The sequence below is a fragment of the Vibrio floridensis genome (assembly GCF_021852965.1).
Taxonomy (GTDB): domain Bacteria; phylum Pseudomonadota; class Gammaproteobacteria; order Enterobacterales; family Vibrionaceae; genus Vibrio; species Vibrio floridensis.
Map to the genome: position 1 here is coordinate 98,640 of NZ_JAKGCY010000012.1, position 24,484 is coordinate 123,123.

At 48.2% G+C, this 24,484-nt stretch carries 27 protein-coding genes; 19 read left to right on the plus strand and 8 right to left on the minus strand.

The features are described from left to right. Positions 1-30 precede the first annotated feature (30 nt). The 5 genes from LZU85_RS16390 (at position 31) to LZU85_RS16410 (ending at position 5,904) form a co-directional block, all read left to right on the plus strand. Entirely contained in the window at positions 31-609 is a 579-nt protein-coding gene (locus tag LZU85_RS16390; RefSeq protein WP_176298393.1) for an aminodeoxychorismate/anthranilate synthase component II, read from the plus strand. A gap of 350 nt (positions 610-959) precedes the next feature. Next, positions 960-2,171 carry an aspartate aminotransferase family protein gene (locus LZU85_RS16395; RefSeq protein ID WP_237287771.1) on the plus strand — a complete coding sequence of 404 codons (1,212 nt, stop codon included), beginning with the start codon at positions 960-962 and terminating at the stop codon, positions 2,169-2,171. A gap of 234 nt (positions 2,172-2,405) precedes the next feature. After that, positions 2,406-3,425 carry an arginine N-succinyltransferase gene (astA, locus tag LZU85_RS16400; protein ID WP_013571001.1) on the plus strand — a complete coding sequence of 340 codons (1,020 nt, stop codon included), beginning with the start codon at positions 2,406-2,408 and terminating at the stop codon, positions 3,423-3,425. A 17-nt stretch (positions 3,426-3,442) separates the two neighbouring features. Next, positions 3,443-4,900 (plus strand): succinylglutamate-semialdehyde dehydrogenase, encoded by a 1,458-nt coding sequence (astD, locus tag LZU85_RS16405; protein WP_237287772.1) that lies wholly within the window; start codon positions 3,443-3,445, stop codon positions 4,898-4,900. A gap of 212 nt (positions 4,901-5,112) precedes the next feature. After that, positions 5,113-5,904: a DUF1338 domain-containing protein gene (locus LZU85_RS16410; RefSeq protein WP_237287774.1), complete on the plus strand. Its 792-nt coding sequence runs from the start codon at positions 5,113-5,115 to the stop codon at positions 5,902-5,904. Between the two features lie 210 nt (positions 5,905-6,114). Here the strand turns inward: LZU85_RS16410 and crp are convergent, their stop codons facing one another. The 6 genes from crp to LZU85_RS16440 form a co-directional block, all read right to left on the minus strand. After that, positions 6,115-6,747, minus strand: a complete 633-nt coding sequence (gene crp, locus LZU85_RS16415) for a cAMP-activated global transcriptional regulator CRP (protein WP_011079297.1) — start codon at positions 6,745-6,747, stop codon at positions 6,115-6,117. Between the two features lie 242 nt (positions 6,748-6,989). Further along, positions 6,990-7,859, minus strand: a complete 870-nt coding sequence (locus tag LZU85_RS16420; protein WP_176298337.1) for a phosphoribulokinase — start codon at positions 7,857-7,859, stop codon at positions 6,990-6,992. Between the two features lie 128 nt (positions 7,860-7,987). Next, positions 7,988-8,200: a YheU family protein gene (locus tag LZU85_RS16425; protein WP_176298336.1), complete on the minus strand. Its 213-nt coding sequence runs from the start codon at positions 8,198-8,200 to the stop codon at positions 7,988-7,990. Positions 8,201-8,255: 55 nt separating this feature from the next. Continuing rightward, on the minus strand, positions 8,256-9,233 hold the full coding sequence (locus tag LZU85_RS16430; RefSeq protein WP_237287776.1) for a hydrolase: 978 nt from the start codon (positions 9,231-9,233) through the stop codon (positions 8,256-8,258). Positions 9,234-9,378: 145 nt separating this feature from the next. Beyond that, a complete protein-coding gene (locus LZU85_RS16435) occupies positions 9,379-9,858 on the minus strand; it encodes a TIGR02444 family protein (RefSeq protein ID WP_176298334.1) in 480 nt (159 codons plus the stop codon). Beyond that, positions 9,855-11,777, minus strand: a complete 1,923-nt coding sequence (locus LZU85_RS16440) for an ABC transporter ATP-binding protein (protein ID WP_176298333.1) — start codon at positions 11,775-11,777, stop codon at positions 9,855-9,857. Before LZU85_RS16440 ends, LZU85_RS16435 begins: the two co-directional genes overlap by 4 nt. A 201-nt stretch (positions 11,778-11,978) precedes the next feature. On the opposite strand from LZU85_RS16440, the gene kefG reads away from it, so the two are divergent. The 5 genes from kefG (at position 11,979) to LZU85_RS16465 (ending at position 16,319) form a co-directional block, all read left to right on the plus strand. After that, a complete protein-coding gene (gene kefG, locus LZU85_RS16445) occupies positions 11,979-12,554 on the plus strand; it encodes a glutathione-regulated potassium-efflux system ancillary protein KefG (RefSeq protein ID WP_176298392.1) in 576 nt (191 codons plus the stop codon). Continuing rightward, the gene (gene kefB / locus LZU85_RS16450; RefSeq protein ID WP_237287779.1) at positions 12,538-14,340 is read left to right on the plus strand and encodes a glutathione-regulated potassium-efflux system protein KefB; all 1,803 of its coding nucleotides are present in this window, start codon (positions 12,538-12,540) and stop codon (positions 14,338-14,340) included. Before kefG ends, kefB begins: the two co-directional genes overlap by 17 nt. Before the next feature lie 8 nt (positions 14,341-14,348). After that, on the plus strand, positions 14,349-14,549 hold the full coding sequence (locus tag LZU85_RS16455; RefSeq protein ID WP_086016862.1) for a YheV family putative zinc ribbon protein: 201 nt from the start codon (positions 14,349-14,351) through the stop codon (positions 14,547-14,549). Between the two features lie 96 nt (positions 14,550-14,645). Continuing rightward, positions 14,646-15,251, plus strand: coding sequence for a peptidylprolyl isomerase (gene slyD, locus LZU85_RS16460; RefSeq protein ID WP_045614038.1), 606 nt, complete (start codon positions 14,646-14,648; stop codon positions 15,249-15,251). 126 nt (positions 15,252-15,377) lie between these two features. Continuing rightward, positions 15,378-16,319, plus strand: coding sequence for an isoaspartyl peptidase/L-asparaginase family protein (locus LZU85_RS16465; RefSeq protein WP_080538783.1), 942 nt, complete (start codon positions 15,378-15,380; stop codon positions 16,317-16,319). A 93-nt stretch (positions 16,320-16,412) separates the two neighbouring features. On the opposite strand, the gene LZU85_RS16470 is transcribed toward LZU85_RS16465, so the two are convergent. Both LZU85_RS16470 and LZU85_RS16475 read right to left on the minus strand, forming a co-directional pair. Then, positions 16,413-16,640, minus strand: a complete 228-nt coding sequence (locus tag LZU85_RS16470; protein ID WP_011079308.1) for a SlyX family protein — start codon at positions 16,638-16,640, stop codon at positions 16,413-16,415. Between the two features lie 2 nt (positions 16,641-16,642). Next, positions 16,643-17,623 (minus strand): WD40 repeat domain-containing protein, encoded by a 981-nt coding sequence (locus LZU85_RS16475; protein ID WP_176298331.1) that lies wholly within the window; start codon positions 17,621-17,623, stop codon positions 16,643-16,645. A gap of 128 nt (positions 17,624-17,751) precedes the next feature. On the opposite strand from LZU85_RS16475, the gene fkpA reads away from it, so the two are divergent. The 9 genes from fkpA to LZU85_RS16520 all read left to right on the plus strand — a co-directional run. Next, the gene (fkpA, locus tag LZU85_RS16480) at positions 17,752-18,534 is read left to right on the plus strand and encodes an FKBP-type peptidyl-prolyl cis-trans isomerase (RefSeq protein ID WP_176298330.1); all 783 of its coding nucleotides are present in this window, start codon (positions 17,752-17,754) and stop codon (positions 18,532-18,534) included. Positions 18,535-18,684: 150 nt separating this feature from the next. Further along, entirely contained in the window at positions 18,685-19,407 is a 723-nt protein-coding gene (locus LZU85_RS16485) for a PAS domain-containing protein (RefSeq protein ID WP_176298329.1), read from the plus strand. Further along, positions 19,404-19,799: a sulfurtransferase complex subunit TusD gene (tusD, locus tag LZU85_RS16490; RefSeq protein ID WP_237287780.1), complete on the plus strand. Its 396-nt coding sequence runs from the start codon at positions 19,404-19,406 to the stop codon at positions 19,797-19,799. Before LZU85_RS16485 ends, tusD begins: the two co-directional genes overlap by 4 nt. Continuing rightward, on the plus strand, positions 19,796-20,152 hold the full coding sequence (tusC, locus tag LZU85_RS16495) for a sulfurtransferase complex subunit TusC (protein WP_237287782.1): 357 nt from the start codon (positions 19,796-19,798) through the stop codon (positions 20,150-20,152). Before tusD ends, tusC begins: the two co-directional genes overlap by 4 nt. A gap of 8 nt (positions 20,153-20,160) precedes the next feature. Next, positions 20,161-20,436: a sulfurtransferase complex subunit TusB gene (gene tusB, locus LZU85_RS16500; protein WP_237287784.1), complete on the plus strand. Its 276-nt coding sequence runs from the start codon at positions 20,161-20,163 to the stop codon at positions 20,434-20,436. Positions 20,437-20,607: 171 nt separating this feature from the next. Continuing rightward, positions 20,608-20,982, plus strand: a complete 375-nt coding sequence (gene rpsL, locus LZU85_RS16505) for a 30S ribosomal protein S12 (protein WP_011079315.1) — start codon at positions 20,608-20,610, stop codon at positions 20,980-20,982. Between the two features lie 117 nt (positions 20,983-21,099). Next, positions 21,100-21,570: a 30S ribosomal protein S7 gene (gene rpsG, locus LZU85_RS16510; protein WP_011079316.1), complete on the plus strand. Its 471-nt coding sequence runs from the start codon at positions 21,100-21,102 to the stop codon at positions 21,568-21,570. Between the two features lie 75 nt (positions 21,571-21,645). Continuing rightward, positions 21,646-23,745, plus strand: a complete 2,100-nt coding sequence (fusA, locus tag LZU85_RS16515; protein ID WP_237287786.1) for an elongation factor G — start codon at positions 21,646-21,648, stop codon at positions 23,743-23,745. A 149-nt stretch (positions 23,746-23,894) separates the two neighbouring features. Then, a partial coding sequence (locus LZU85_RS16520; protein WP_237287788.1) for a GTP-binding protein occupies positions 23,895-24,484 on the plus strand: 590 nt, incomplete at its 3' end.

The following is a 24,484-nucleotide window of genomic DNA, read 5'->3' on the forward strand; positions in this document are numbered from 1 at the left end:
GTTCATCTTTGAGTGAGTTGTTGTTTTCCAATGCTATTGATCATCGATAATTACGATTCGTTTACTTACAACCTTTACCAGTACTTTTGTGAACTGGGCGCACAGGTGCAAGTGGTACGTAATGATGAGATTGATCTGGCGGGTATCGTACAACTAAACCCCACACACCTGGTGATCTCTCCTGGGCCTTGTACGCCAAACGAAGCGGGGATTTCGCTGGCTGCGATAGAGCACTTTGCCGGTAAACTGCCGATATTGGGGGTGTGCTTAGGTCATCAAGCGATCGCGCAAGTATTTGGCGCGAAAGTGGTGCGAGCCAGACAAGTGATGCACGGAAAAACCTCGCCCATTACGCACAATGGCCGAAGCGTCTTCAAAGGGTTAAACAATCCACTGACTGTGACGCGTTACCACTCACTGGTGGTGGAAAATGGCTCGCTACCAGAGTGTTTTGAGCTCACCGCATGGACAACCCATGCCGATGGCAGCATGGACGAAATCATGGGTTATCAGCACAAAACACTGGCGATTGATGCGGTGCAATTCCACCCTGAGTCGATCAAAACTGAGCAAGGGCACCAACTACTGGCGAACTTTTTAGCGCGCTAAGCCTGATCTCGATCACTTTTTTTAACATTTTCTTCATCTTTTTTTGCTTTTGCGATGAGTGAAAAACTATTCGCACCGTTCTGCATTCTGTTTTCATTTTTCTTACTACATCAGTAAGCTTCTGCGCTTTTTAAAAAAGTACTTCAATAATTTACCAACTTGATGCATAAATAGTCATTAATAGTGACTATCAACATTTATACCCCGAACCAAAAAGAATAATTCACTATTGAAATCGTTAATTAATTGTAAATACAATGCCGCATAAGCGTAAAAGCAAGACATTATTTGCCGAACAGTGAAAGTCGGCGTAATTCGCTATCTGCTGCGGTATCGAGAAGGAATGTGTAATGACAGTGGAAATGAAAGTAGAGCGTGGATTGTTCGATGAGGTGATGGTGCCTTGTTACAACCCAATGGAGATGATTCCAGTTAAAGGGCAGGGTTCTCGAATTTGGGACCAAAACGGCAACGAGTATATCGACTTTGCTGGTGGTATTGCGGTGAGCTGTTTAGGCCATTGTCACCCAGTGATGGTGAATGCGCTGACAGAGCAAGCGGGTAAGCTTTGGCATTTGAGCAACGTGATGACCAATGAGCCAGCGTTGCGTTTGGCAAAAAAACTAACCGAAGTGTGCTTTGCTGAACGTGTGTTCTTTGCCAACTCAGGCGCGGAAGCCAATGAAGCGGCACTGAAACTGGCGCGCCGTTATGCTGCAGACGTTTATGGCCCAGAAAAATCAGAAATCATCGCGTTCAAACAGGGTTTCCACGGCCGTACTTTCTTCACCGTGACGGTGGGTGGTCAGGCGGCGTACTCGGATGGTTTTGGTCCGAAACCGGGCGACGTTACTCACCTTCCTTACAACGATATTGAAGCACTGCAAGCACACATTTCAGACCGTACCTGTGCGGTCATGATGGAACCGTTACAAGGCGAAGGCGGCATCATTCCACCAACAGCGGAATTCATTCAAGCCGTGCGTGAACTGTGTGACAAACACAATGCGCTGCTGGTATTTGATGAAGTGCAAACGGGCAATGGCCGTACGGGCGAGTTCTATGCTTACCAAAGTCTGGGTGTCACGCCCGATATTCTCAGCACGGCCAAATCGCTTGGTGGAGGTTTCCCGATCGGGGCTATGCTCACCACGGCGAAACTGGCTGAACACCTAAAAGTGGGTACGCATGGTTCAACCTATGGCGGTAACCCATTGGCTTGTGCCGTGGCAGAGGCTGTGGTCACAGAAGTGTCTAAACCTGAAACGCTACAAGGCGTGAAAGAACGTGAACAGTGGTTCCGTGAAGGATTAGCTAAACTGAATGAGAAGTACCAAATCTTCGCTGAAATCCGTGGTAAGGGATTATTGCTTGGTGCCGCACTGAATGAACAATGGCAAGGCCGTGCTCGTGATGTGTTGGTGGCTGCAGGCAAAGAAGGTTTATTAGTGTTGGTGGCGGGCGCAAACGTGGTGCGTTTTACCCCTTCACTGGTCATTACTAAACAAGAAATCGAAGAAGGTTTCGCGAAGCTAGACAAAGCGATCGCTTCTCTAGTCTAAGCGCTGCTTATGCCGAACATTCACCCATGGAAGCGGGTGAATGTTCGATGCCTTTCCTAGGAGCTAACGCATAGAACCTAGGGCCTTCTATCCCCTTACTATTTGAAGTTGCAGGCGCGTTGGCTATGCTCGTTCCCCTAATCACATAGTCTATCTATGCTGATGGGATGAACTCACTTACCGCCTACCTGCAACGTCAATTCGTTTGGGTATGTGCATCTGGAGGGAGTATTGATGCTAGTTGTTCGCCCTATTGCAATGTCGGACTATGAATCTTTGCACACCTGCGCTGTTGAGTCAGGGCATGGATTCACTTCTCTACCGGTTAACGAAGAGCTGTTAACCAATCGAATCAAACATTCTGAATACAGTTTTGCCAAAGCCAATGTGACCGAACCCGGTGACGAAGGCTATCTGATGGTCGGTTTTGACAGTGAAACGGGTGAGGTTGCGGGAACTACAGGTATCGAAGCCTCAATTGGCTGGGATGTGCCGTTTTACTCGTATCACATCAGCAAGATTGTTCACTCATCGCCGAAATTAGGCGTCAACAATGTGGTGAAACTGCTGACCTTTGGTAATAACTACACCGGTTGTAGCGAAATTTGTACCCTATTTTTGCGCGAGAAGTTTCGTGAAGGCTTGAATGGTCGCCTGATGTCTAAGTGCCGTTTTCTGATGATGGCAGAGCATCCACACCGTTTCTCTCAAACCATTTTTGCCGAAATGCGCGGTGTTTCTGATGCGCAAGGCAATTCGCCATTTTGGCAGTGGTTGCAAGAGCACTTTTTCTCAATCGATTTCACCATGGCGGATTACCTTACGGGTATCGGTAAGAAAGGTTTTATTGCCGATTTAATGCCAAAGCTGCCGATCTACATCAACCTGCTCAGCCCAGAGGCGCAAGCGGTGATTGGTCAAGTGCATGACAACACAAGACCTGCGTTGAAGTTGTTGGAAAGAGAAGGGTTTACCAACCGCGGTTATGTCGACATTTTCGATGGTGGTCCAACGGTGGAATGCGATTTGCGCAATATTGAATCGGTGCGCCATTCCGTACGTGCGAAAGTGCGGATCAGTGAACATTCGAGCTCAAAAGCGTTCTTAATTGCCAATACTTCATTTGAGGATTTTCGTGCGACTGCCGCCAAAGCAGCGTATGACCCAGCAACATCAAGCGTGATTTTATCTCCAGCCGTCGCCGAAGCGTTGAACGTTGAAGATGGTCACTACGTACGCATGTTGCCGCAGTAAACAGAAAGGAAGAGATGATGACACAGTGGATTGCAGGTGAATGGGTCGAAGGTTTAGGTGAAGAGTTTATCTCTCTCTCCCCGTATGACAATCAGGTTGTTTGGCGTGGCAAGGGAGCCACGGCGGAACAAGTGGAGATGGCGGTGAAAGCAGCGCGTCAAGCGTTTGTTGGCTGGAAAACATTGTCCGTTGCCGAACGAGAGGCGGTGGTGTTGGCCTTTGCTGAGCAAGTGAAAGAGAACAGTGAAGAGATCGCCCAAGTGATCGCCAAAGAAACTGGTAAGCCGCTTTGGGAAACGCGCACTGAAGCGGCGGCCATGGCGGGTAAAATCGCGATTTCGATTCGTGCGTACCATGAGCGTACCGGCGAGTCGCAAAAAGAAGCCGCAGGCAACCAGATTGTTTTGCGTCACCGCCCGCTTGGTGTGATGGCGGTCTTTGGCCCGTATAACTTCCCGGGTCATTTACCCAATGGTCACATTGTGCCTGCGCTACTAGCCGGTAACACGGTGGTGTTTAAACCTTCTGAGCAAACTCCGTGGACGGGCGAGCTTGCCATGAAGCTGTGGCAAGCGGCTGGCCTGCCTCAAGGGGTGATCAATCTGGTACAAGGTGGCAAGGAAACGGGCATTGCCTTGGCGGAATCGAAAGGCATCGATGGTTTGCTGTTTACGGGAAGTGCCAACACAGGTCATTTATTGCATCGCCAGTTTGCTGGTCAGCCGGGCAAGATGCTGGCACTTGAGATGGGCGGCAACAACCCTATGGTGATCACCGATCACTATGGCGATCTTGATGCCACCGTCTACACCATTATCCAATCGGCTTTTATCAGTGCCGGGCAGCGTTGTACCTGTGCACGTCGTCTCTACATCCCATTGGGTGAGAAAGGCGATGCACTGATCACCCGCTTGGTCGAAGCGACCAAGAAGTTACGTGTTGATCAGCCATTTGCAGAACCTGCTCCCTTCATGGGACCACAGATTTCGGTGGCTGCTGCAAACTTCATTTTGGCGGCGCAAGCTAACCTGCAATCGCTTGGTGGAGAGAGCTTGATTGAAGCCAAAGCGGGCGAGGCGGCATTTGTCACGCCGGGTATTATCGATGTCACCAACATTGCTGAGTTGCCCGACGAAGAATACTTTGGCCCATTGCTGCAAGTGGTGCGTTATCAAACACTAGAGCAAGCGGTTGAGCTCGCTAATGATACCCGCTTTGGTTTATCGGCGGGTTTGGTGTCAACCGATGATGGTGAGTGGCAATATTTCGTTGACCATATTCGTGCTGGCATCGTCAATCGCAACCGTCAGCTAACGGGCGCGAGTGGTGATGCACCGTTTGGTGGCCCCGGTGCGTCGGGCAACTTGCGCCCAAGTGCGTACTACGCCGCGGATTACTGTGCCTATCCAATGGCTTCGATGGAAGGGGAGGAGACATTACTCCCTGCAACGTTAAGCCCAGGCATCGAACTGTAAAATAATAATAAGGGCGTGTTAGTCGCCCAAGGGTGCAGTGGGATCGAGCCTGAGTCACTGTGGCCCAACTATAAGTGAGGTTTTTTACACCTCGGTCATCGCCGTCACAGGTTGATGGCGATGTCGGTTGCACTCTGGACAGCAACCGCCATCGCCATTTTTCCATTTACGCTATAACCGACAACGTGAATCTACAACAACAAGGAGGCGTTATGACGCCAGCTGTTCTCTTTCAATCGCTATGGAATGACTATATTCAACGTTTGTGTCCTTCCGCTGCAAAAGTTCATCAACTGCTAGAAGAAGATGAGCCATTGATCAACGACCACATCGCTTTGCGCACATTTAATGTTGCTCCGCTGGGCATCGAGACGCTAGCCAAGCCATTTCTAGAGCTAGGCTATGTGGCGTGTGGTGATTACCTGTTTAAGAGCAAAAAGTTGATTGCCAAGCACTTTGAGCATCCCGACCCGACCCAACCTAAAGTGTTTATCAGCGCGCTAAAAGTGGATGAATGCTCGGAGGAGTTACAAGCCATCGTCGAAAAATTGGTGGAGCAAGTCGACGCTTCACGTCTAGAGGACAGCGCATTTTTACACGGTGGTCGTTTATGGGATCTGTCGTTTGCTGATTACCAAACCCTAGCAAAAGAAAGTGAATATGCGTCTTGGCTGGCGGCTCATGGCTATGGTGCCAATCACTTTACCGTCAGTGTCAATCAGCTCAAGGCGTTGGACTCGGTCAAAGGCGTGAATGATCACTTACGCAACGCAGGTTTTGTCATTAACGAAGTGGGTGGTGAAGTCAAAGGCTCACCTGAGGTGTTGCTCGAGCAATCCTCGACCATGGCCGACAAAGTGGCGGTGCACTTTAGCGAGGGCAGTGAGATCGTACCTGGTGGTTTCTACGAATTCGCCAAGCGTTACCCGATGGACAATGGTGAGCTTTACCCAGGGTTTGTGGAAGCGTCTGCCGATAAGATTTTCGAAAGCACCAATGGTTAACAGAATCGAGAACGGGCTGCGCCCTGAAGGTTCGAGAATGCTTTGCTGCGAGAGATTTTAATACTCGGAATCTGAGAGGGTTTAGTCTCGAAGGAGGAAGTTTGCTGCTGAAGCGTAGCGTTCTTGACTTCCAATACCTGTCTCTGTGAAACAAAAAAGCCACTCATGTTGCCATGAGTGGCTTTTGAAATTGTTCATCGTTAATGGAAATTAACGAGTACCGTAAACAACGATAGTCTTGCCGTGTGCAGAAATTAGGTTCTGCTCTTCTAGCATTTTCAGAATACGACCAACTGTCTCACGAGAACAGCCAACGATTTGACCGATTTCTTGACGAGTGATCTTGATCTGCATGCCATCTGGGTGCGTCATCGCATCAGGTTGTTTAGCAAGGTTGAGTAGAGTCTGAGCAATACGGCCAGTTACGTCTAGGAATGCTAAGTCACCCACTTTTTGGCTGGTCACTTGCAGACGGCTTGCCATCTGAGCTGACAGACGCATCAGAATATCAGGGTTAACCTGAATGAGCTGACGGAATTTCTTAAATGAGATTTCTGCTACTTCACAAGGAGATTTTGCGCGAACCCAAGCGGTACGCTCTTGGCCTTCTTCGAACAGGCCTAGTTCACCAATAAAGTCACCTTGATTTAGGTAAGAAAGGATCATTTCTTTACCTTCTTCATCCTTAATCAGTACCGCAACAGAACCTTTTACAATGTAGTAAAGTGTTTCTGCTTTTTCGCCCGCATGGATCAGCGTGCTTTTTGATGGGTACTTATGAATATGACAGTGTGAAAGAAACCACTCTAGTGTTGGATCGGTTTGAGGTTTACCTAGAACCATAATATCTCACTTCCTCTGCAGGGTACGCTTGCCGCTATCCATATTTTAGCGAAGCCTTAATATAGGCTTCCTAGAATAAGAGCTGTTAACTAAGGGTGCAAGCTATCTTGTGTTTCGGTTTGAAATAGTATCCTTTTTCGAAAACGATTTCTTGATTTTAATCGTGCCGAGTATCGGATTTTCTACGCAAAAATGTGCACATGATCACGGTATGAAAAGTAATCGTTCTCTTTGTCGAGTTTCTAACCAATTTTTCCCGTTTCAATCAATTGCTGTAGGATGGGTTGAACAATCAACTCCATGGCGAAACTCATTTTTCCTCCCGGTACCACGATGGTGTTGTGGCGCGACATGAACGAGCCATCAATCATCGCCAGTAGATACGGGAAGTCGACATTTTTGATCCCTCTTAGGCGAATCACCACAAAACTTTCATCCAAGCTGGGAATGCCCTTAGCGTTGAGCGGGTTGGAGGTATCGACCGTCGGGACTCGCTGAAAGTTGATGTGCGTACGAGAAAATTGCGGTGTGATGTAATTCAGATAGTCGTCCATTGAGCGTACGATTGAATCCATCACGGCCTCGCGTGAATGGCCGCGATCTCGCGTGTCACGAACGTATTTTTGAATCCACTCTAAGTTGACGATCGGCACCATGCCTATCAAGAAATCGACGTGTTGCGCGACATTCACTTCTCCATCCACCACGCCACCGTGCAGCCCTTCATAAAACAGCACATCGGTATTTTCTGGCAGCTTTTGCCATGGGGTAAAAGTGCCGGGCATTTGGTTATAGGGTACCGCTTCATCAAAGGTGTGCAGATAACGGCGAACTTCGCCCGTGCCGGATTTCCCATACTGGCGGAAAAACTCCGCCAGAGCCGGAAAGTCGTTGGCTTGAGGGCCGAAATAGCTGATATGACGACCTTGTTCCTTTGCCTTGCGAATTTCGACGTCCATCTCTGGACGGGTAAAACGGTGGAAACTGTCCCCTTCAACCCATGCCGGCTTAACGCTCATCATATTGAACATTTTGCGGAAGGCTTCGGAAGTGGTGGTGGTGCCGGCTCCTGACGAACCAGTCACGGCAATAATGGGATGTTTTGCTGACATGACAGACCTTGTCGTATTCAAACTTACCTGTTGGGCGGGAATCGGCCTCCCGCGGAGCAATCGTTTGTCCCACTATAGCACGTTCACTTTGCTTGTCATGGGATAGGATTCGGTAAAGTGTGGCGCAGCTAGAATTTTTGTTTTAACTGAATATCCACGGTTTCGTGTAACTCAGAGAAAACCACCACCGCTTCGCCGCATTCCAACTGCTGCTGTACTTGAGTGATTTTTTCTTCTAGTGAGTATTCACTTTCACCGTAATCGGTGCCTTCACGCAGCACAAACTCGCGAATCAAATTGCTCAGTGCCTCAGGGCTGATTTGTTGCCATGGAACGATCATAAATACCTCTTTATTCTATGCTCGTGAGTGGATTTTTCGGTCGACAGGGGCGCTATTATCCAGAAACCGCCATACTTTCATAGTAGGCGGGCAGCGCTTCTTCTAGCCAAAATCGCGGTTGCAGGGCGGTTCCGCTGAGAAAGCCGACATGACCACCGTGATCAAACAGTCGATAGTCGATGTTGTCTGGGAGCACAAACTTAGGGATCACTGCGTCGGTCATAAAGGGATCGTCTTTCGCGTGAATGATTTGGGTTGGAATGCGAATATCGCGCAGTTTGTTGAGCCCAGAGCACTGCTGATAGTAATCGGCGGCATCTTGGAAGCCGTGCAGCGGGGCAGTGATCAAGTCGTCAAAATCGTACAGTCGTGTTACTCGTTTAATGGCTTGATAGGAAAGATCGAGTTCGCCAGCCAGCAAATGGTGCTTACGCAGTGCATTGCGTTTGAGCGAGGAGAGTAAGTAGCGACGATAGACGCGCGAAAACCCTTGCTCAATACGTTGCGAACAAGCGGACAAATCAAGCGGTGCAGAGACGATGGTCGCCGCATCCAGCCGTTCGTCTCCCTGATACTTGGCCAAGTAGTTGGCCAGCATATTGCCTCCCAAGGAGATACCCACGGCGACTTTGACCGTGTGAGGAAACGCGTCGTGCAAATGCGCAAGAAACAGTCTGGCATCCTCTACTTCGCCGGAGTGGTACGCGCGCGCGAGGCGATTGGGCTTACCGCTGCAACCACGAAAATGCATCATCACCGCCAACCAACCTGCGTCAGCAAACGCTTTCATTAGACCATTGGCGTAAGGGCTGTAGAAGCAGCCTTCAAGGCCGTGAAACAACACAAACAAGGGTTTGTTTTTGGCTTGATCATTGTGTGGCGATTCGCTCCAAGCGAGATCCAAAAAATCACCGTCAGGCGTATCCAGTGTTTGCCATACGGGTTCAAACAGTGCTTTTTTGCGAATTAAGCGCGGCAATAAGGTTTGTAGGTGTGGATTTTTTATCCCAGCTGCGGCGGTAAACTGAGTCATGTGTGCTGCTCTTTGAGTTATTTGGATCAGCGAGGCATTTCACTGATCTTTGTATGCGTGATACGAGTTAATTTAGTCCTTCTGCTCAACTTTTCGTCAATCATTGAGGGTGATGTTCTTTGTAAGACTGGCTCAGGATCACACTTCAACCGAGTTTCTGCGACGGTGAGGCAACGGCGAAGGCATTGTAGAGATGCGCGGCACCGAGATGTTGGCAGTAGCGCTTTGTGAGCGGCTGTTGCTGGTTGGGTGACAGCGTTAGGGTGTTGATGCAATCAACGAGATCGGATTGTTGCTGCTTTTCCAATTGCAGTTCAAATTGCAGCGCTTCGCGATAGAGGGTATCCGGTAGATGCTGTTTAAACTGGCGGCGGAGATCGCGGTAGGTATGCAGTAGCGTTTCAGAGCGGCCCAAGCAGGCTTGTACTTGATGCCACTCTTGCTCTTGAAACGTCAGTTGTTGTTCATCGAGCCATTTGAACAGCAACAGTAAGTTGACGTTGCCGTTAAAGTTGTTCTGCAAAGCAAGGCACGCCTCTTTCACTTCTCGAATCGAATAATATTGTAGGCTGAATTGCCACAGCCTTTCGAGGGTAAGTGAAGGTTGGACGTGCTCTGAACTCATTGGCTATTGAACTCCTGTTCCATCTGTTCCAGTACTTCCTGTTCTGCCATCCACTCCATTTCAATCTCTTCGAGAGCGGATTTACTTTGTGCTTGCAGCGCCAGTACTTGAGTAAGTTTAGCTTTATTTTCGGCATCATACAGTGAGTTATCAGACAATTGCTGCTCTGCTTCTGCCAACGCTTCGCCCAACTTATCCATTTTCGCTTCCAACTGTGTCAGTTTTTTGCGAATTGGTGCGGTTAACTTACGAAAATCGGCTTCACGACGCTTTTGCTCTTTTTTCGCTGCGGCACTGTTGCTGCTGTCTTTGGCTGGCATTTCTGCGGCTGCTTCGCGACGCTCTGCTTTTTGCTGTTCAGTGAGCCATTTGTAGTAGTCATTGAGATCCCCATCAAATGGAGCTACTTGGCGATCGTGCACTAGGTAAAGATCATCGGTGGTCGCGCGGATCAAATAGCGATCGTGCGAGACGATCACCATCGCGCCTTCAAAGGTTTGCAGTGCCAGTGTCAGCGCTTGGCGCATATCTAAGTCTAGGTGGTTGGTCGGTTCGTCGAGCAGCAGTAAGTTTGGTTTTTGCCAGACGATCAACGCTAACACCAAGCGCGCTTTTTCTCCGCCTGAAAATGGCGCCACTTTCTCCAGCGCTTTGTCACCGTGAAAACCAAAACTACCCAGATAATTACGCAGTTCTTGTTCGGTTTTATCTGGCGCGATCTGCATCATGTGTTGCAGTGGCGTTTCTTCGGGATGCAAGGTTTCCAATTGGTGCTGAGCAAAGTAACCAATTTTGACGCCTTGCGAGTAAGTCAAATCGCCACCTTGGGCTTTCAACTCTCCGGAGAGGAGCTTGATCAGCGTTGATTTACCAGCACCGTTGCGGCCGAGCAAACCAATGCGGCTGCCTGGCACCAGATTAAGACGAATTTTATCGAGGATGAGGTTGTCACCGTAACCGGCAGAAACGTCATCCATCATCATGATCGGATTTGGTAGCGCGGCAGGTTCACGAAATTCAAAGCTAAATGGGTTATCAAACTGTGCGGGGAGCACTTTTTCTAGTTTCTCCAGCGCTTTGATGCGGCTTTGCGCTTGGCGAGCTTTGGACGCCTTGTAGCGGAAACGATCGATGTAGCTTTGCATGTGCGCCATCTGCTTCTGCTGCTTCTCAAACATCGATTGTTGCAGGATCAGTTTCTGAGCGCGCTGGTTTTCAAATGACGAGTAGTTACCGGTGTACTCATTGAGTTTCTGGTTTTCAATGTGGACGATGCGATTCACGATTGGGTCGAGAAAATCACGGTCGTGCGAGATCAGCATCAAAGTACCTGGGTAGCTTTGTAGCCAACGTTCTAGCCACATGACAGCATCAAGGTCTAAGTGGTTGGTGGGTTCGTCAAGCAGCAACAGATCAGAACGACACAGCAGGGCTTGAGCAAGGTTGAGACGCATACGCCAGCCGCCCGAAAACTGGGTCAGGTTCCAATGCATCTGCTCTTGGCTAAAACCTAAACCATCTAAAAGCTCTGAAGCGCGCGCACGGATACTATAACCGCCAATGGTTTCGATTTTACCATGCAGTTCAGCGATGCGAGTCCCTTGCTCTTGAGTTTCGGCCTCAAGTAACTGACGTTCCAATTCACGATACTCGCGATCACCATCAATGACATATTCAATGGCGCTGCGTTCCAGTGCGGGCGTTTCCTGAGCAACCCAAGCCAGCTCCCAGTGTTGTGGGCAACTGAATGAGCCCGCATCAATCGACAGTTCATTTTTGATGAGGGCGAACAGGGTGGATTTACCACAACCGTTCTTACCGACTAAACCAATTTTGTCGCCTGGGTGGATGGTTGCTGATGCTTGATCAAGCAAAGGAGCGCCGCCGCGAAGCAGCTGAATGTCTGAAAAGGTAATCATGTCGTTCTGCTTAAATGAATGCTGTTTATTCGTGCACTTTCTTGCTGCGCATAGTAGGAGGAAAGAGGATAAATGTCGATCATTATGCAAATATGAGTATGATGAATAACAACTAAGTAACACTTTGTTTTCTTGGCTTGCTGGCCAATAGCTGTGATTCAGTCACAAAAACGAAGAATGGGACGGATGACAGGTGCAATGATGGAAAAAAGTGCAACCCCAAAAAAGCAGCCCAAAGTTTTGGTGATTTATGCCCACCCAGAGCCGCACACCTCTGTGGCCAATCAGGTCATGATAAAAAAAATTACCTCTCTGCCTCATGTCACGATTCGCGACCTCTATGCGATTTACCCCGATTTTTTTATTGATGTCAAAGCCGAGCACCAGTTGTTGCTCGAGCACGATGTGATCGTACTGCATCACCCGATGTTTATGTATTCTTGCCCTGCTTTATTAAAAGAGTGGATAGACCGAGTATTGGGGAAAGGGTTCGCATTTGGAAAGGGTCAAGCGCTAGCGGGGAAGTATTGGCGCAGTGTGATTACTACGGGTGGTAAAAAAGAGGCGTTTAGCACCAAAGGCTACAATAAATACCCACTCGAAGAGATTCTGCAGCCATTTGAATTAACCGCGGCGCTATGTCAAATGCACTGGATTGAACCCTTAGTGCTCTATTGGGCGAGAAACGTCTCTGATGTGGAACGCTATCAACATGCTGAGCGTTATCGTCAGTGGCTCAACGACCCACTAGGAGGCATTGATGGCTCTCACCAGTGATTTTTTACAAACCAGTGTCGTCTTTCTCTCTGCTGCGGTAGTCGCGGTGCCACTAGCGCAGCGTTCAGGGCTTGGCTCTGTACTCGGCTATTTATTAGCTGGGGTGGCGATTGGTCCATGGGGACTTGGGCTGATTAGTGATGTCGAAGCTATTTTGCATTTCGCTGAGTTGGGCGTGGTGCTGTTGCTATTTCTGATTGGCTTGGAACTGAATCCGAAGAAACTTTGGCAGATGCGCGGTCCCATCCTAGGCTTGGGAGGTGCGCAAGTCGTCATATCAACCTTATTGATTGCTTGCGTAGTCACGTGGTTTGATGTCACTTGGACTAGTGCTTTGGTGATTGGTATGGGGCTTGCTCTCTCGTCTACCGCCATTGCGTTGAAAGTGCTCGAAGAGCAAGGTTTAGCGCGGACCGAAACCGGTCAGTCGGGGTTTGCCATTTTGCTTTTCCAAGATATTGCCGTGATCCCGATGTTGGCCCTTTTGCCTCTGCTTGCCGGGAGTGGGGTAACTGGCGATGGATTAAGCTCGTTCGTGACGTTTGGTTCAGTTGTGGTGCTGTTGATTGGCGGTCACTTTTTATTACGGCCATTGCTTCGCTATGTGGTACTCACTGGAGTCAGAGAGCTGTTTACTGTGACCGCTTTACTGGTGGTGCTTGGTATTGCGATGCTGATGCAACAGCTCGGACTTTCAATGGCACTCGGAACGTTTTTAGCGGGAGTGCTGCTGGCTGAAAGTGAGTATCGACATGAGTTAGAAATTGCGATTGAGCCGTTTAAAGGTTTACTCCTTGGGCTGTTTTTTATCGCAGTCGGCATGGCGGTGAATCTGGGTTTGTTGGTCCTGCATCCCTTAGAGGTGCTTGCTGCGGTCGCGGGTTTGGTGGTGCTTAAAGGCATGGTGCTGTATATGCTTGGTCGAGCCAGCCGACTTCGTGCCAAAGCACGTAGCCGAATGGCGGCCATTCTCAGCCAGGGTGGTGAGTTTGCCTTTGTTATTTTTACTGCGGCGAGCAAAGAAGGGTTACTTAATCAAAGTGAAGTCTCGTTCCTTTTAGTCGTGGTCAGCCTATCGATGGTGACGACCCCCTTGTTACTCAATGGACAAAAATGGTGGTATGCCCGCACGCTGAATCAAGAAAGCGATGCTTTAGCCCCAGATGTGGTGGATACCGAACCTAAGGTGATCATTGCGGGTTTTGGTCGCTTTGGCCAGATTGTTGGTCGTTTGCTCTATGCCAATAAAATCAAAGTCACGGTATTGGAAAGTGATGCTAGCCAAATTAAATTACTACGTAAGTACGGCTATAAGGTGTTTTATGGCGATGCTACACAGCTCGATTTGTTGCGCGCAGCAGGCGCTGAGAAGGCGGAAGCGTTGGTGATTTGTACAGATTCACCGGATCAAGTGATGAACATTGTTGAGTTGTGCCAACAGCACTTCCCTAAATTAAAAGTGCTCGCGCGAGCGCGTAGCCGCGTGGAAGCCTATCAATTGCTCAGCCACGGTGTGAGCACTTATTCACGAGAAACGTTTTTAGGCGCGCTTGATCTCGGGCGGCAAACCTTAGTGGAAATCGGCATGCACCCCTATCAAGCAAAGCGGGCGGAAGCGCATTTTCGCAAACTGGATAATGCTATGCTTAAAGAGCTTCTGCCACAGCACAATCAAGATAAGAAATTGGCACAGCGTGCTAAAGAAGCAAGAAAAGAGTTGGAAGAGATTTTTGCGCGGGAGATGGAAAACGATCATCAATCGCGAAATTTCTGGGATGAAAGGTAGTTGAGTCAGTGAAAAGCAAAAAACGTTTTATTGCCGGGGCAAGTTGCCCCTCCTGCCAACAGCAAGATACTTTGCTTTGGTGGTCGGAAAACAATATTGAGCTGGTGGAGTGTGTCGAGTGTGACTTCAAAGAACAGCGAAAACCGAAATCTGTAGATAAAAATAAACACGCAGATCAGGAAATGATCGGTATTTTTAAGCCGGAATAATTGAGTTTCTCAGATTGATCCCCATAATATCGGCATTGATATTTGGTTCTGGCTGATTTGTATTAGTCAGGCAAATTAACCCTCTCTGGAGTAGTTATGAAAATTGAAAAGAACGTGGTTGTTAGCCTTGCGTATCAGGTAAAACTGGAAGATGGCATTGTGGTTGACTCTTCAACAACCGATGCACCACTGGATTACCTGCACGGTCACAACAACCTAATCACTGGCCTAGAAAACGAGCTTGAAGGCAAAGTGGCTGGTGATAAATTCACAGTGACAGTTGCTCCGGAAGATGCGTACGGCGAGCACAACGATGCATTGGTTCAACGTGTACCAGCGGAAGTATTCCAAGGTGTTGACCAAATCGAAGTGGGCATGCGTTTCCTTGCTGATACAGACCAAGGTCCAATTCCTGTTGAAGTGACAGAAGTTGATGGCGATGAAGTGGTGGTGGATGGTAACCACATGCTGGCTGGCCAAACACTGACATTTGACGTAGAAGTGGTTGCTGTTCGTGAAGCAACAGCGGAAGAGATTGAGCACGGTCACATCCACCAAGGTGGCGGTTGCTGTGGTGGTCACGATCATGACCATGACCACGATCACGACCATGAAGGCGGCTGTTGTGGCGGCGAAGGTCACGGCCACAGCCACGGCGAAAAAGACGGCTGCTGCGGTGGCGGTAGCTGCGGTTCACACTAATTGAACCCATCTCTCGAATAAGTCGGGAAAGTTAAGGTAAACAAGCGCAAGCGGAGAAATCTGCTTGCGCTTTTTTCTATTCTACGCTCAGATATTGGCCAAGGATTCTTAACGAGTAGAGCCACGATGAACAAGCCTTTTTCCATTGCCATTCACGGTGGTGCCGGCACCATTTTACGCAGCCAGATGAGCAATGAGCTCAAAGAGGCCATTTTGTCCGATTTACAACACGCAGTCAGAGCGGGTTATCAGTTACTTGAGCAAGGTGCCGATGCATTGGATGCGGTGGTGGCAGCGGTCAAAGTGTTGGAAGACTCGCCGAATTTCAATGCAGGAAAAGGTTCGGTGCTGACTCACAATGAAATGGTGGAGATGGATGCCTCTGTGATGCATGGACGAGAGCTCAAAGCGGGTGCCGTTGCTGGGGTTCGCCATATCAAAAACCCCATAGAACTGGCGCGTGATGTGATGCAAAACAGTGCTCATGTCCTGCTCATTGGCGAAGGGGCAGAGAAATTTGCTTTTGAGCAAGGCCACCAGTACACCGAACAGGACTATTTCTTTACTGACCGACGCTATGAGCAACTGCTCTCGATGCGTGAAAAAGGCTTGTTTGCGTTGTCGGAAGCCAAATATCCCGATGACAAAAAACATGGCACGGTGGGAGCGGTGGCGCTGGATCAACAAGGCAATCTTGCGGCCGCCACCAGTACGGGCGGAGTGACCAATAAAAAATATGGCCGCGTTGGCGATTCTGCGCTGATTGGCTGTGGCACCGTGGCGGAAAATGGCGTGGTGGCGGTGTCGACCACTGGGGTGGGCGAGTTCTTTATTCGTAAGCGTGTGGCTGAAGATGTTGCGGCGCGAATGCGCTATCTTAACGAAGATGTGCATACGGCGTGCGAGCACATTATTCACGGAGAGCTGAAGAGCATGGGTGGCGAAGGCGGTTTAATTGCGGTTGATGCGCAGGGGGACATTCACTTTGCCATGAACAGCTCCGGTATGTATCGAGCGGCCATCAATACCCAAGGCGAGCTTTGTGTGAAAATCTACGCTGACGAATAAATAACGCAGTAACCCACCATCTACTATCCGTAACAAAATACGAAGCCCAGCAGATGTGCTGGGCTTGGTTGATTTTGAATTTAGCTTTTAAGTTTAGTAATGTGGCGGCGGCGGCTCTTTCGCTGGGTCTACCATGTTTGAGCTATCCATGTTCTTCATTTTGCCGACCACATACTTCATCTGATCTTGCATCTTAGCAATCAGCAGTTGCTGCTGCGTCAGAGCGTCGTTCAATTCTTCAATCGTCTGTTCTTGAAACGCCACCTGACACTCCAAGTCATTGATGCGGTTTTCAAGCAATGCGATGGTTTTTTCTGTCATGCTTAATTCTCCAATGGCCATGCTTGGGCGATGCCCGCAGAGGTTGCCGTAATCACTCGGCGCTGAGCATCAAAAGCGGCATCATACACTACCGCGCGAGGAGGGCGAGCATCTTTTAATGGTTCCACCTCATAACGTTCAATTTGTTTACCATTGGCGGTATTCCAAACCGCAACTCGACCTGAAGGGGTTCCGGTCACCAATAAACGGCCATCATCAGAAAAACGTGCTGTAGAGAAGATTAACTGGCGTGACCAACTTTTTAATCGGCTCATTTGTTGACCCGTTTTCAAATCCCACACAATCGCTTGGTTGCCGCCATCAGAGGTGAAGGCTAATTGGCCGTCACGTTGTAAAGCAACGCGATTGACACGTTCTTCGTGCTCAAAGGTGCGCATGACTAATCCTGTTTCGGTATCCCAAAGGTAGGCTTTGTAGTCATTTCCGCCAGTCAGTGCGAAACGGCCATTAGCGGAGATGGCGACAGAGTTGACTTTTTCTCGGTGAGCGAGGAACTCCATTCGCCGTCCGGTGACTAAGTTGACATAAATGGCTTTGCCATTGGATAGCCCAAGCAGGACCTGTTCACCATTACTGCTGATATCAACATCGCGGATCAATCCGTCTGAGATCGACCAAAGACCTTCAGACTGGCTTAAGCCGAGATCCCACACCGCAAAGTTCATTTGCGTGGCGGTCACCGCGAAGCGGCCGTTATCAGAGATACGAATGTTGGACACAACGTTGGCTTCAGGATCTTGCTCGCCGAGTTGGGCAAGCTCTTTGTTATCGACTAAGTCCCACAGAATCAAGTGGCGCTGGGTCGAGTAGAGTAACGCAAAACGGCCATCACGACTTAAGGCGAAACTGGTGGATCCTTGCGGCTCAATTTCCCAACGTTGCATATCGTGTATGGAAAAAAAACAGCCATTTAACAGAGGAATGACAATTAGCAAGAGTAAGGAATGAAGAATTCTTTGCATCACATCTAATAATCCGGTTTGTGTCCCAAGACATATAGCTAGTATATTGGTATAACAATCGACTTCACCAATCTGTTATGAGATTTGTGGACAATAACCAATGGTTTATCCATTAATTGGAGAGTTTAATGAAATCAGTTTTAAAAGTGTCACTGCTTGCAGCAACTGTAATGCTGGCAGTCGGCTGTCAGAAAGAAGAAGCAAAACCAGCAGCCGCACCCCAAGCAGAGCAAGTACAGGCAGAAACCGGTAAAGCGGTTCACTTTAAATCAGAAGATGACAAAGCAGCTTACGCAATCGGCGTGTCGTTTGCTAACTACTTAAGTGCAAGCCTAGACAAGCCAAGTGAAATTGGTATCAACCTGAACAAAGAGTTGGTGCTGAAAGGTATCGAGCATGTTTTTGCTGGTACCCCTGAGCTGAATGAAGAAGAAACGCGCGCAGCGCTAGAAGCGCTTGACATGCGTGTCGCGGAAAACATGCAGAAGAAAGCGGCAGAAAAAGCAGAAGCAGCGAAGAAAGCGGGTGATGAATACCGTGCTGAGTTTGAAAAACAAGACGGTGTGGTGAAAACTGACACTGGTCTTCTATACCAAGTGATCACGCCAGCTGAAGGTGAGAAACCAAAAGATACCGACACGGTTCAAGTACACTACAAAGGTACATTAACGGATGGCACTCAGTTCGATAGCTCTTACGATCGCGGTGAGCCAGCGACTTTCCCACTGAACCGAGTTATCCCAGGTTGGACGGAAGGTGTTCAGCTGATGCCTGTAGGCTCTAAGTTCAAGTTCGTTATTCCACCTGAGCTAGCGTACGGAGCGCAAGACACGCCAAGCATTCCAGCTAACTCGACACTGGTGTTCGAAGTGGAACTATTGAAGATCGAAAACGGCGACAACGCGCAGTAATTTGCAATAGTTTAGCAATCAAAAGGGCTTGAATCATTCGAGCCCTTTTTTGTTCTAAGTCACTAGTTCGTCACTTAGCTAGATGTTCTGCTCAAAATTTCTGATAAACTTACAGCAATTTGTTGATTATTCGCTCTAAGGCTATAAAAAGTGACAACGACAGAAACACTAACTGCAGAAATGTTGCTCGAAATGGAGTCCGTTCATGTGAAGCCATTTACTGAGCACGACAAAATCATTCTTCGTTCTTATGAAGCCGTGGTTGACGGGATTGCCAGTCTGATTGGGCCATTTTGCGAGATCGTTTTACACTCGCTGGAAGATTTAAATACCTCTGCGATCAAAATCGCCAACGGTGAGAACACAGGCCGTCAGGTCGGCTCCCCAATTACCGACTTAGCGCTCAAAATGTTGCGTGATATCGAAGGGTCTGAGCGTAACTTTTCACGTTCGTACTTTACTCGCGCCAAGGGCGGGGTATTGATGAAATCGATCACCGTTGCGATCCGTAACGGAGACAATCGTGTCATTGGCTTGTTGTGTATCAACGTCAATTTGGATGCACCATTCTCGCAAGTGTTGCAATCTTTCATGCCTACGCAAGAAGCAAAAGAAGCAGCGTCATCCGTCAACTTCGCGAGCGATGTTGAAGAGTTGGTCGATCAGACCGTTGAGCGCACCATTGAAGAAATCAACGCCGATAAATCGGTCTCAAACAACACCAAAAACCGTCAGATCGTGATGGAGTTGTATGACAAAGGTATCTTCGACATCAAAGACGCGATTAACCGCGTGGCTGACCGTCTGAATATTTCCAAACACACGGTTTATCTCTATATTCGTCAACGTAAAACCGAGGATGACGAAAAGTGAGTAGTTTGACTTACACTCTGGTAGTGAATGGCGGTGTCTACGGAACTCAATCGGCGCGTAGTGCTTATCAGTTTGCCACCGCATTGATAGAAAAAGGGCATACCTTAGTGAGCGTCTTTTTCTATCAAGATGGTGTCACTAATGGCAGTGCTCTCAGTGTGCCTGCTAACGATGAATTTCATTTGACCAAAGCATGGCAACAGCTGGCAAAGCAACACAATGTAAGGCTGGAGACCTGTGTCGCTGCCGCACTGCGTCGTGGTGTTGTGAGCCAATCTGAGGCCGCGCAGCATGGCCTGCTGCAACATAATCTGGCGGAAGGGTTCGAACAAGCAGGTTTGGGCAGTTTGGCAGAAGCGATGTTAACCCAAGACAGAGTGGTGCAATTTTGAGTCAGTTAACGTATCTCTTTCGCACCGCACCACATAGCCACTCTTCTGGTAGAGAAGGCGTTGATGCGTTGCTAGCAGCCTCTGCGTATTGCGAAGCGATCAGCGTGGTCTTCATCGGTGATGGTGTCTATCAGTTACTGGCAGGTCAGAAAACGGCATCCATTCTGTGTAAAGATTATGCACCAATGTTCAAGTTGTTTGATTTGTACGATATTGAGCACGTGTACGTTTGCCAGCAATCGCTGCAGCAACGTGGCTTAACGAGTGAAGATTTGCTCATTGAGGTCGAGGTGGTTGACACTGTGCAGCTACAAGGTGTTCTTCATAACTCGGCGCAACTGCTTTCATTCTAAGGAATATCATGCTTCATTTGATTAAGAGCTCTCACGCCTTGGAAGAGGCTCTACTCCTCTGCACGGCTTCTGACGCCATCGTCTTATTGGAAGAAGCGGTTTATGCCGCCACATCTGTGCACCCATTAGAGTCACTCTTACCTAAACAGGGCGTTTATGTGTTGCACGCTGATGTGCTGGCAAGAGGCCTTGAATCGCGACTAAGCACCAATATCGCCATCGTGGATTACCACCAATTGGTTGATTTAACGGTGGAACATTCACCTTCCCTAACGTGGTCGTAACCCATTCTTCTGTGCTTGTTGAGGAGAGGAAAACCAGTTGGACAAAAAAGATCCGTATATTTCTTGACACACTTCTCACTGCTGCATAGAATTTTGCGTCCCTAACTCGCTTGCGTGGTTGGGGATTAGATTTTTCACAAAGCTTACTTTAAGTAAATCAGGAGCTAGTTAATGGCAACTATTAACCAGTTGGTACGCAAGCCACGTGCGAAGCAAGTTGTTAAAAGCAACGTGCCAGCACTTGAAGCGTGCCCACAAAAACGTGGTGTATGTACTCGTGTTTACACAACTACACCTAAAAAACCTAACTCAGCACTTCGTAAAGTTTGTCGTGTACGTCTGACAAACGGCTTCGAAGTAACATCGTACATCGGCGGTGAAGGTCACAACCTTCAAGAGCACTCTGTTGTTCTTATCCGTGGTGGCCGTGTTAAAGACCTTCCAGGTGTTCGCTACCACACAGTACGTGGTGCACTTGACTGTGCAGGCGTGAACAACCGTAAACAAGGTCGCTCTAAGTACGGTGTGAAACGTCCTAAGTCTTAATGCCCTTCTTGTTACAAGAGAAGCGTTAAGTAAGGCCAAACACTAAAATTAAATTTTAATTTTGAAGAAACTGAAAAGTTTTGGATAACCTGAAGAATAAGACAACGGAGAATATCCATGCCACGTCGTCGCGTTATTGGTCAGCGTAAGATCCTTCCAGATCCAAAGTTCAAATCTGAACTGCTGGCAAAATTCGTTAACATCCTTATGGTTGACGGTAAAAAATCTGTTGCAGAGAAAATTGTTTACACTGCACTAGACACTATGGCTGAGAAATCTGGTAAAGATCACTTAGCTGTATTTGAAGAAGCTCTTGAAAACGTTCGCCCAGCGGTAGAAGTTAAATCTCGCCGTGTTGGTGGTTCAACTTACCAAGTGCCAGTAGAAGTACGTCCGGTTCGCCGTAACGCACTTGCTATGCGTTGGTTGGTTGAAGCTGCGCGTAAGCGTGGTGAAAAATCTATGGCTGCTCGCCTAGCTGCTGAAATGCTAGACGCGTCAGACAACAAAGGTACTGCTGTTAAGAAACGTGAAGACGTTCACCGTATGGCAGAAGCGAACAAAGCATTCGCTCATTACCGCTGGTAATACCTTCTGTGCTGCGAGGTCCTCTCGCAGCACTTTTCTACACTCTAAGGAATCCCTTAGTAAGAGGATACAATCGTGGCTCGTAAAACTCCTATTGAGCGCTACCGTAACATCGGTATCTGTGCTCACGTAGATGCAGGAAAAACAACCACAACTGAGCGTATTCTGTTCTACACTGGCCTTTCTCACAAAATCGGCGAAGTTCACGATGGTGCTGCAACCATGGACTGGATGGAGCAGGAGCAGGAACGTGGTATTACTATCACATCAGCTGCGACTACGACCTTCTGGCGTGGTATGGAAGCACAATTCCAAGATCATCGCGTAAACATCATTGATACCCCTGGACACGTTGACTTTACTATCGAAGTAGAGCGTTCTCTTCGTGTACTAGATGGTGCTGTGGTTGTGTTCTGTGGCTCATCTGGTGTTGAACCTCAGTCTGAAACTGTATGGCGTCAAGCAGACAAGTACCACGTTCCACGTATGGTATTCGTCAACAAGATGGATCGTGCAGGCGCAGACTTCCTACGCGTTGTGAACCAAATTAAAAATCGTCTTGGTGCAAATCCAGTTCCGATTCAACTGAACGTTGGTGCGGAAGAGGACTTTAAAGGTGTCATCGACCTAATCAAGATGAAAATGATCAACTGGAATGATGCCGACCAAGGCATGACCTTCACCTATGAAGAAATTCCAGCGGACATGCTTGAACTTGCCGAAGAATGGCGCAGCAACCTCGTTGAAGCGGCAGCGGAAGCAAGTGAAGAGTTGATGGATAAGTACCTTGAAGAAGGTGAGCTGACTGAAGCTGAGATCAAGCAAGCATTACGTGCGCGTACACTAAACAACGAAATCGTACTGGCTACTTGTGGTAGTGCGTTTAAAAACAAAGGTGTTCAAGCGGTATTGGATGCGGTGATCGAGTACTTACCATCACCAATCGATGTTCCTGCGATCAAGGGTATCGACGAAAATGAAAACGAAGTAGAGCGTCATGCTGATGACAACGAACCGTTTTCTGCGTTGGCATTTAAGATTGCGACTGACCCATTTGTAGGAACATTAACCTTTATTCGTGTTTATTCTGGTGTGGTAAATACAGGTGATGCTGTTTACAACTCAGTGAAACAAAAGAAAGAGCGTTTTGGACGTATCGTTCAGATGCACGCGAATAAACGTGAAGAAATTAAAGAAATTCGTGCAGGTGACATTGCAGCAGCGATTGGTCTGAAAGACGTTACGACGGGTGATACTCTTTGTAACTTAGACCATAAAGTTATCCTTGAACGAATGGAATTCCCTGAGCCAGTGATCCAAATTGCGGTTGAACCGCGTTCGAAAGCTGACCAGGAGAAAATGGGTATCGCGCTAGGTAAACTAGCGGCAGAAGACCCATCATTCCGTGTCGAAACGGATGCGGAAACTGGTCAGACGCTGATTTCAGGTATGGGTGAACTACACTTAGACATCATCGTTGATCGTATGAAACGTGAATTCAGCGTGGATTGCAATGTAGGTAAACCTCAGGTTGCTTACCGTGAAACCATCCGTGGTAAAGCGGAAGTGGAAGGCAAATTTGTTCGTCAATCAGGTGGCCGTGGTCAATATGGTCATGTGTGGATCAAACTTGAACCTTCAGAACTTGGTGCTGGTTTTGTCTTTGTTGACGAAGTAGTTGGTGGTGTAATTCCTAAGGAATACATCAGCTCGGTAGCGAAAGGTATCGAAGAGCAAATGAATAGTGGTGTGCTAGCAGGGTACCCAGTACTCGATATCAAAGCGACACTATTTGATGGCTCTTACCATGATGTTGACTCGAGCGAGATGGCGTTTAAGATCGCTGGCTCGATGGCATTCAAGAAGGGTGCTCTAGAAGCGCAACCTGTTATTCTTGAGCCTATGATGAAGGTTGAAGTTACGACTCCAGAAGACTGGATGGGTGACGTGGTGGGTGATTTAAACCGTCGCCGCGGCATCATTGAAGGTATGGATGAAGGTGTGGCTGGTCTTAAGATCATCCGTGCTCAAGTGCCACTTTCTGAGATGTTCGGTTACGCAACCGACCTGCGCTCTGCAACTCAAGGACGTGCTTCTTACTCGATGGAATTTTTCGAGTATGCGGAAGTACCTAAGAACATTGCGCAAGCAATTGTTGCAGAACGTGGCTACTAATCGGGAGTATTGATCGCTAAAAAGGTTCTTTTTTGCAGATCAATACGTCCAAATATTGCGCTGACGAGCGTTGGCGCATAAAATAACAATTTCTGGCGCACCATGATCAATCAGATCGTGGTGAATCATAACTAGGAAGGAACACGATCGTGTCTAAAGAAAAATTTGAACGTACGAAACCGCACGTAAACGTTGGTACTATCGGCCACGTTGACCACGGTAAAACAACTCTAACTGCAGCTATCTGTACTACTCTTGCTAAAGTTTACGGCGGTAAAGCTCGTGACTTCGCATCTATCGATAACGCACCAGAAGAGCGTGAGCGTGGTATCACAATCTCTACTTCTCACGTAGAGTACGACACTCCAGCTCGCCACTACGCACACGTAGACTGTCCTGGACACGCTGACTATGTTAAAAACATGATCACTGGTGCTGCACAGATGGACGGTGGTATCTTAGTTGTTGCTGCGACAGATGGTCCAATGCCACAAACTCGTGAGCACATCCTACTAGGCCGTCAGGTTGGTATTCCTTACATCATCGTATTCATGAACAAATGTGACATGGTTGATGATGAAGAGCTTCTAGAGCTAGTTGAAATGGAAGTTCGTGAACTTCTATCTGAGTACGATTTCCCAGGTGATGACCTACCAGTTATTCAAGGTTCTGCACTAGGCGCACTAAACGGCGAAGAGCAGTGGGAAGCGAAAATCGTAGAACTAGCAGAAGCGCTAGA

Bases quoted from the DNA above. Each gene is read 5' to 3' on its own strand.
- LZU85_RS16390 (WP_176298393.1), top strand. From the start codon at position 31: ATGCTATTGATCATCGATAATTACGATTCGTTTACTTACAACCTTTAC.
- LZU85_RS16395 (WP_237287771.1), top strand. From the start codon at position 960: ATGACAGTGGAAATGAAAGTAGAGCGTGGATTGTTCGATGAGGTGATG.
- astA (WP_013571001.1), top strand. From the start codon at position 2,406: ATGCTAGTTGTTCGCCCTATTGCAATGTCGGACTATGAATCTTTGCAC.
- astD (WP_237287772.1), top strand. From the start codon at position 3,443: ATGACACAGTGGATTGCAGGTGAATGGGTCGAAGGTTTAGGTGAAGAG.
- LZU85_RS16410 (WP_237287774.1), top strand. From the start codon at position 5,113: ATGACGCCAGCTGTTCTCTTTCAATCGCTATGGAATGACTATATTCAA.
- crp (WP_011079297.1), bottom strand. From the start codon at position 6,747: ATGGTTCTAGGTAAACCTCAAACCGATCCAACACTAGAGTGGTTTCTT.
- LZU85_RS16420 (WP_176298337.1), bottom strand. From the start codon at position 7,859: ATGTCAGCAAAACATCCCATTATTGCCGTGACTGGTTCGTCAGGAGCC.
- LZU85_RS16425 (WP_176298336.1), bottom strand. From the start codon at position 8,200: ATGATCGTTCCATGGCAACAAATCAGCCCTGAGGCACTGAGCAATTTG.
- LZU85_RS16430 (WP_237287776.1), bottom strand. From the start codon at position 9,233: ATGACTCAGTTTACCGCCGCAGCTGGGATAAAAAATCCACACCTACAA.
- LZU85_RS16435 (WP_176298334.1), bottom strand. From the start codon at position 9,858: ATGAGTTCAGAGCACGTCCAACCTTCACTTACCCTCGAAAGGCTGTGG.
- LZU85_RS16440 (WP_176298333.1), bottom strand. From the start codon at position 11,777: ATGATTACCTTTTCAGACATTCAGCTGCTTCGCGGCGGCGCTCCTTTG.
- kefG (WP_176298392.1), top strand. From the start codon at position 11,979: ATGGAAAAAAGTGCAACCCCAAAAAAGCAGCCCAAAGTTTTGGTGATT.
- kefB (WP_237287779.1), top strand. From the start codon at position 12,538: ATGGCTCTCACCAGTGATTTTTTACAAACCAGTGTCGTCTTTCTCTCT.
- slyD (WP_045614038.1), top strand. From the start codon at position 14,646: ATGAAAATTGAAAAGAACGTGGTTGTTAGCCTTGCGTATCAGGTAAAA.
- LZU85_RS16465 (WP_080538783.1), top strand. From the start codon at position 15,378: ATGAACAAGCCTTTTTCCATTGCCATTCACGGTGGTGCCGGCACCATT.
- LZU85_RS16470 (WP_011079308.1), bottom strand. From the start codon at position 16,640: ATGACAGAAAAAACCATCGCATTGCTTGAAAACCGCATCAATGACTTG.
- LZU85_RS16475 (WP_176298331.1), bottom strand. From the start codon at position 17,623: ATGCAAAGAATTCTTCATTCCTTACTCTTGCTAATTGTCATTCCTCTG.
- fkpA (WP_176298330.1), top strand. From the start codon at position 17,752: ATGAAATCAGTTTTAAAAGTGTCACTGCTTGCAGCAACTGTAATGCTG.
- tusB (WP_237287784.1), top strand. From the start codon at position 20,161: ATGCTTCATTTGATTAAGAGCTCTCACGCCTTGGAAGAGGCTCTACTC.
- rpsL (WP_011079315.1), top strand. From the start codon at position 20,608: ATGGCAACTATTAACCAGTTGGTACGCAAGCCACGTGCGAAGCAAGTT.
- rpsG (WP_011079316.1), top strand. From the start codon at position 21,100: ATGCCACGTCGTCGCGTTATTGGTCAGCGTAAGATCCTTCCAGATCCA.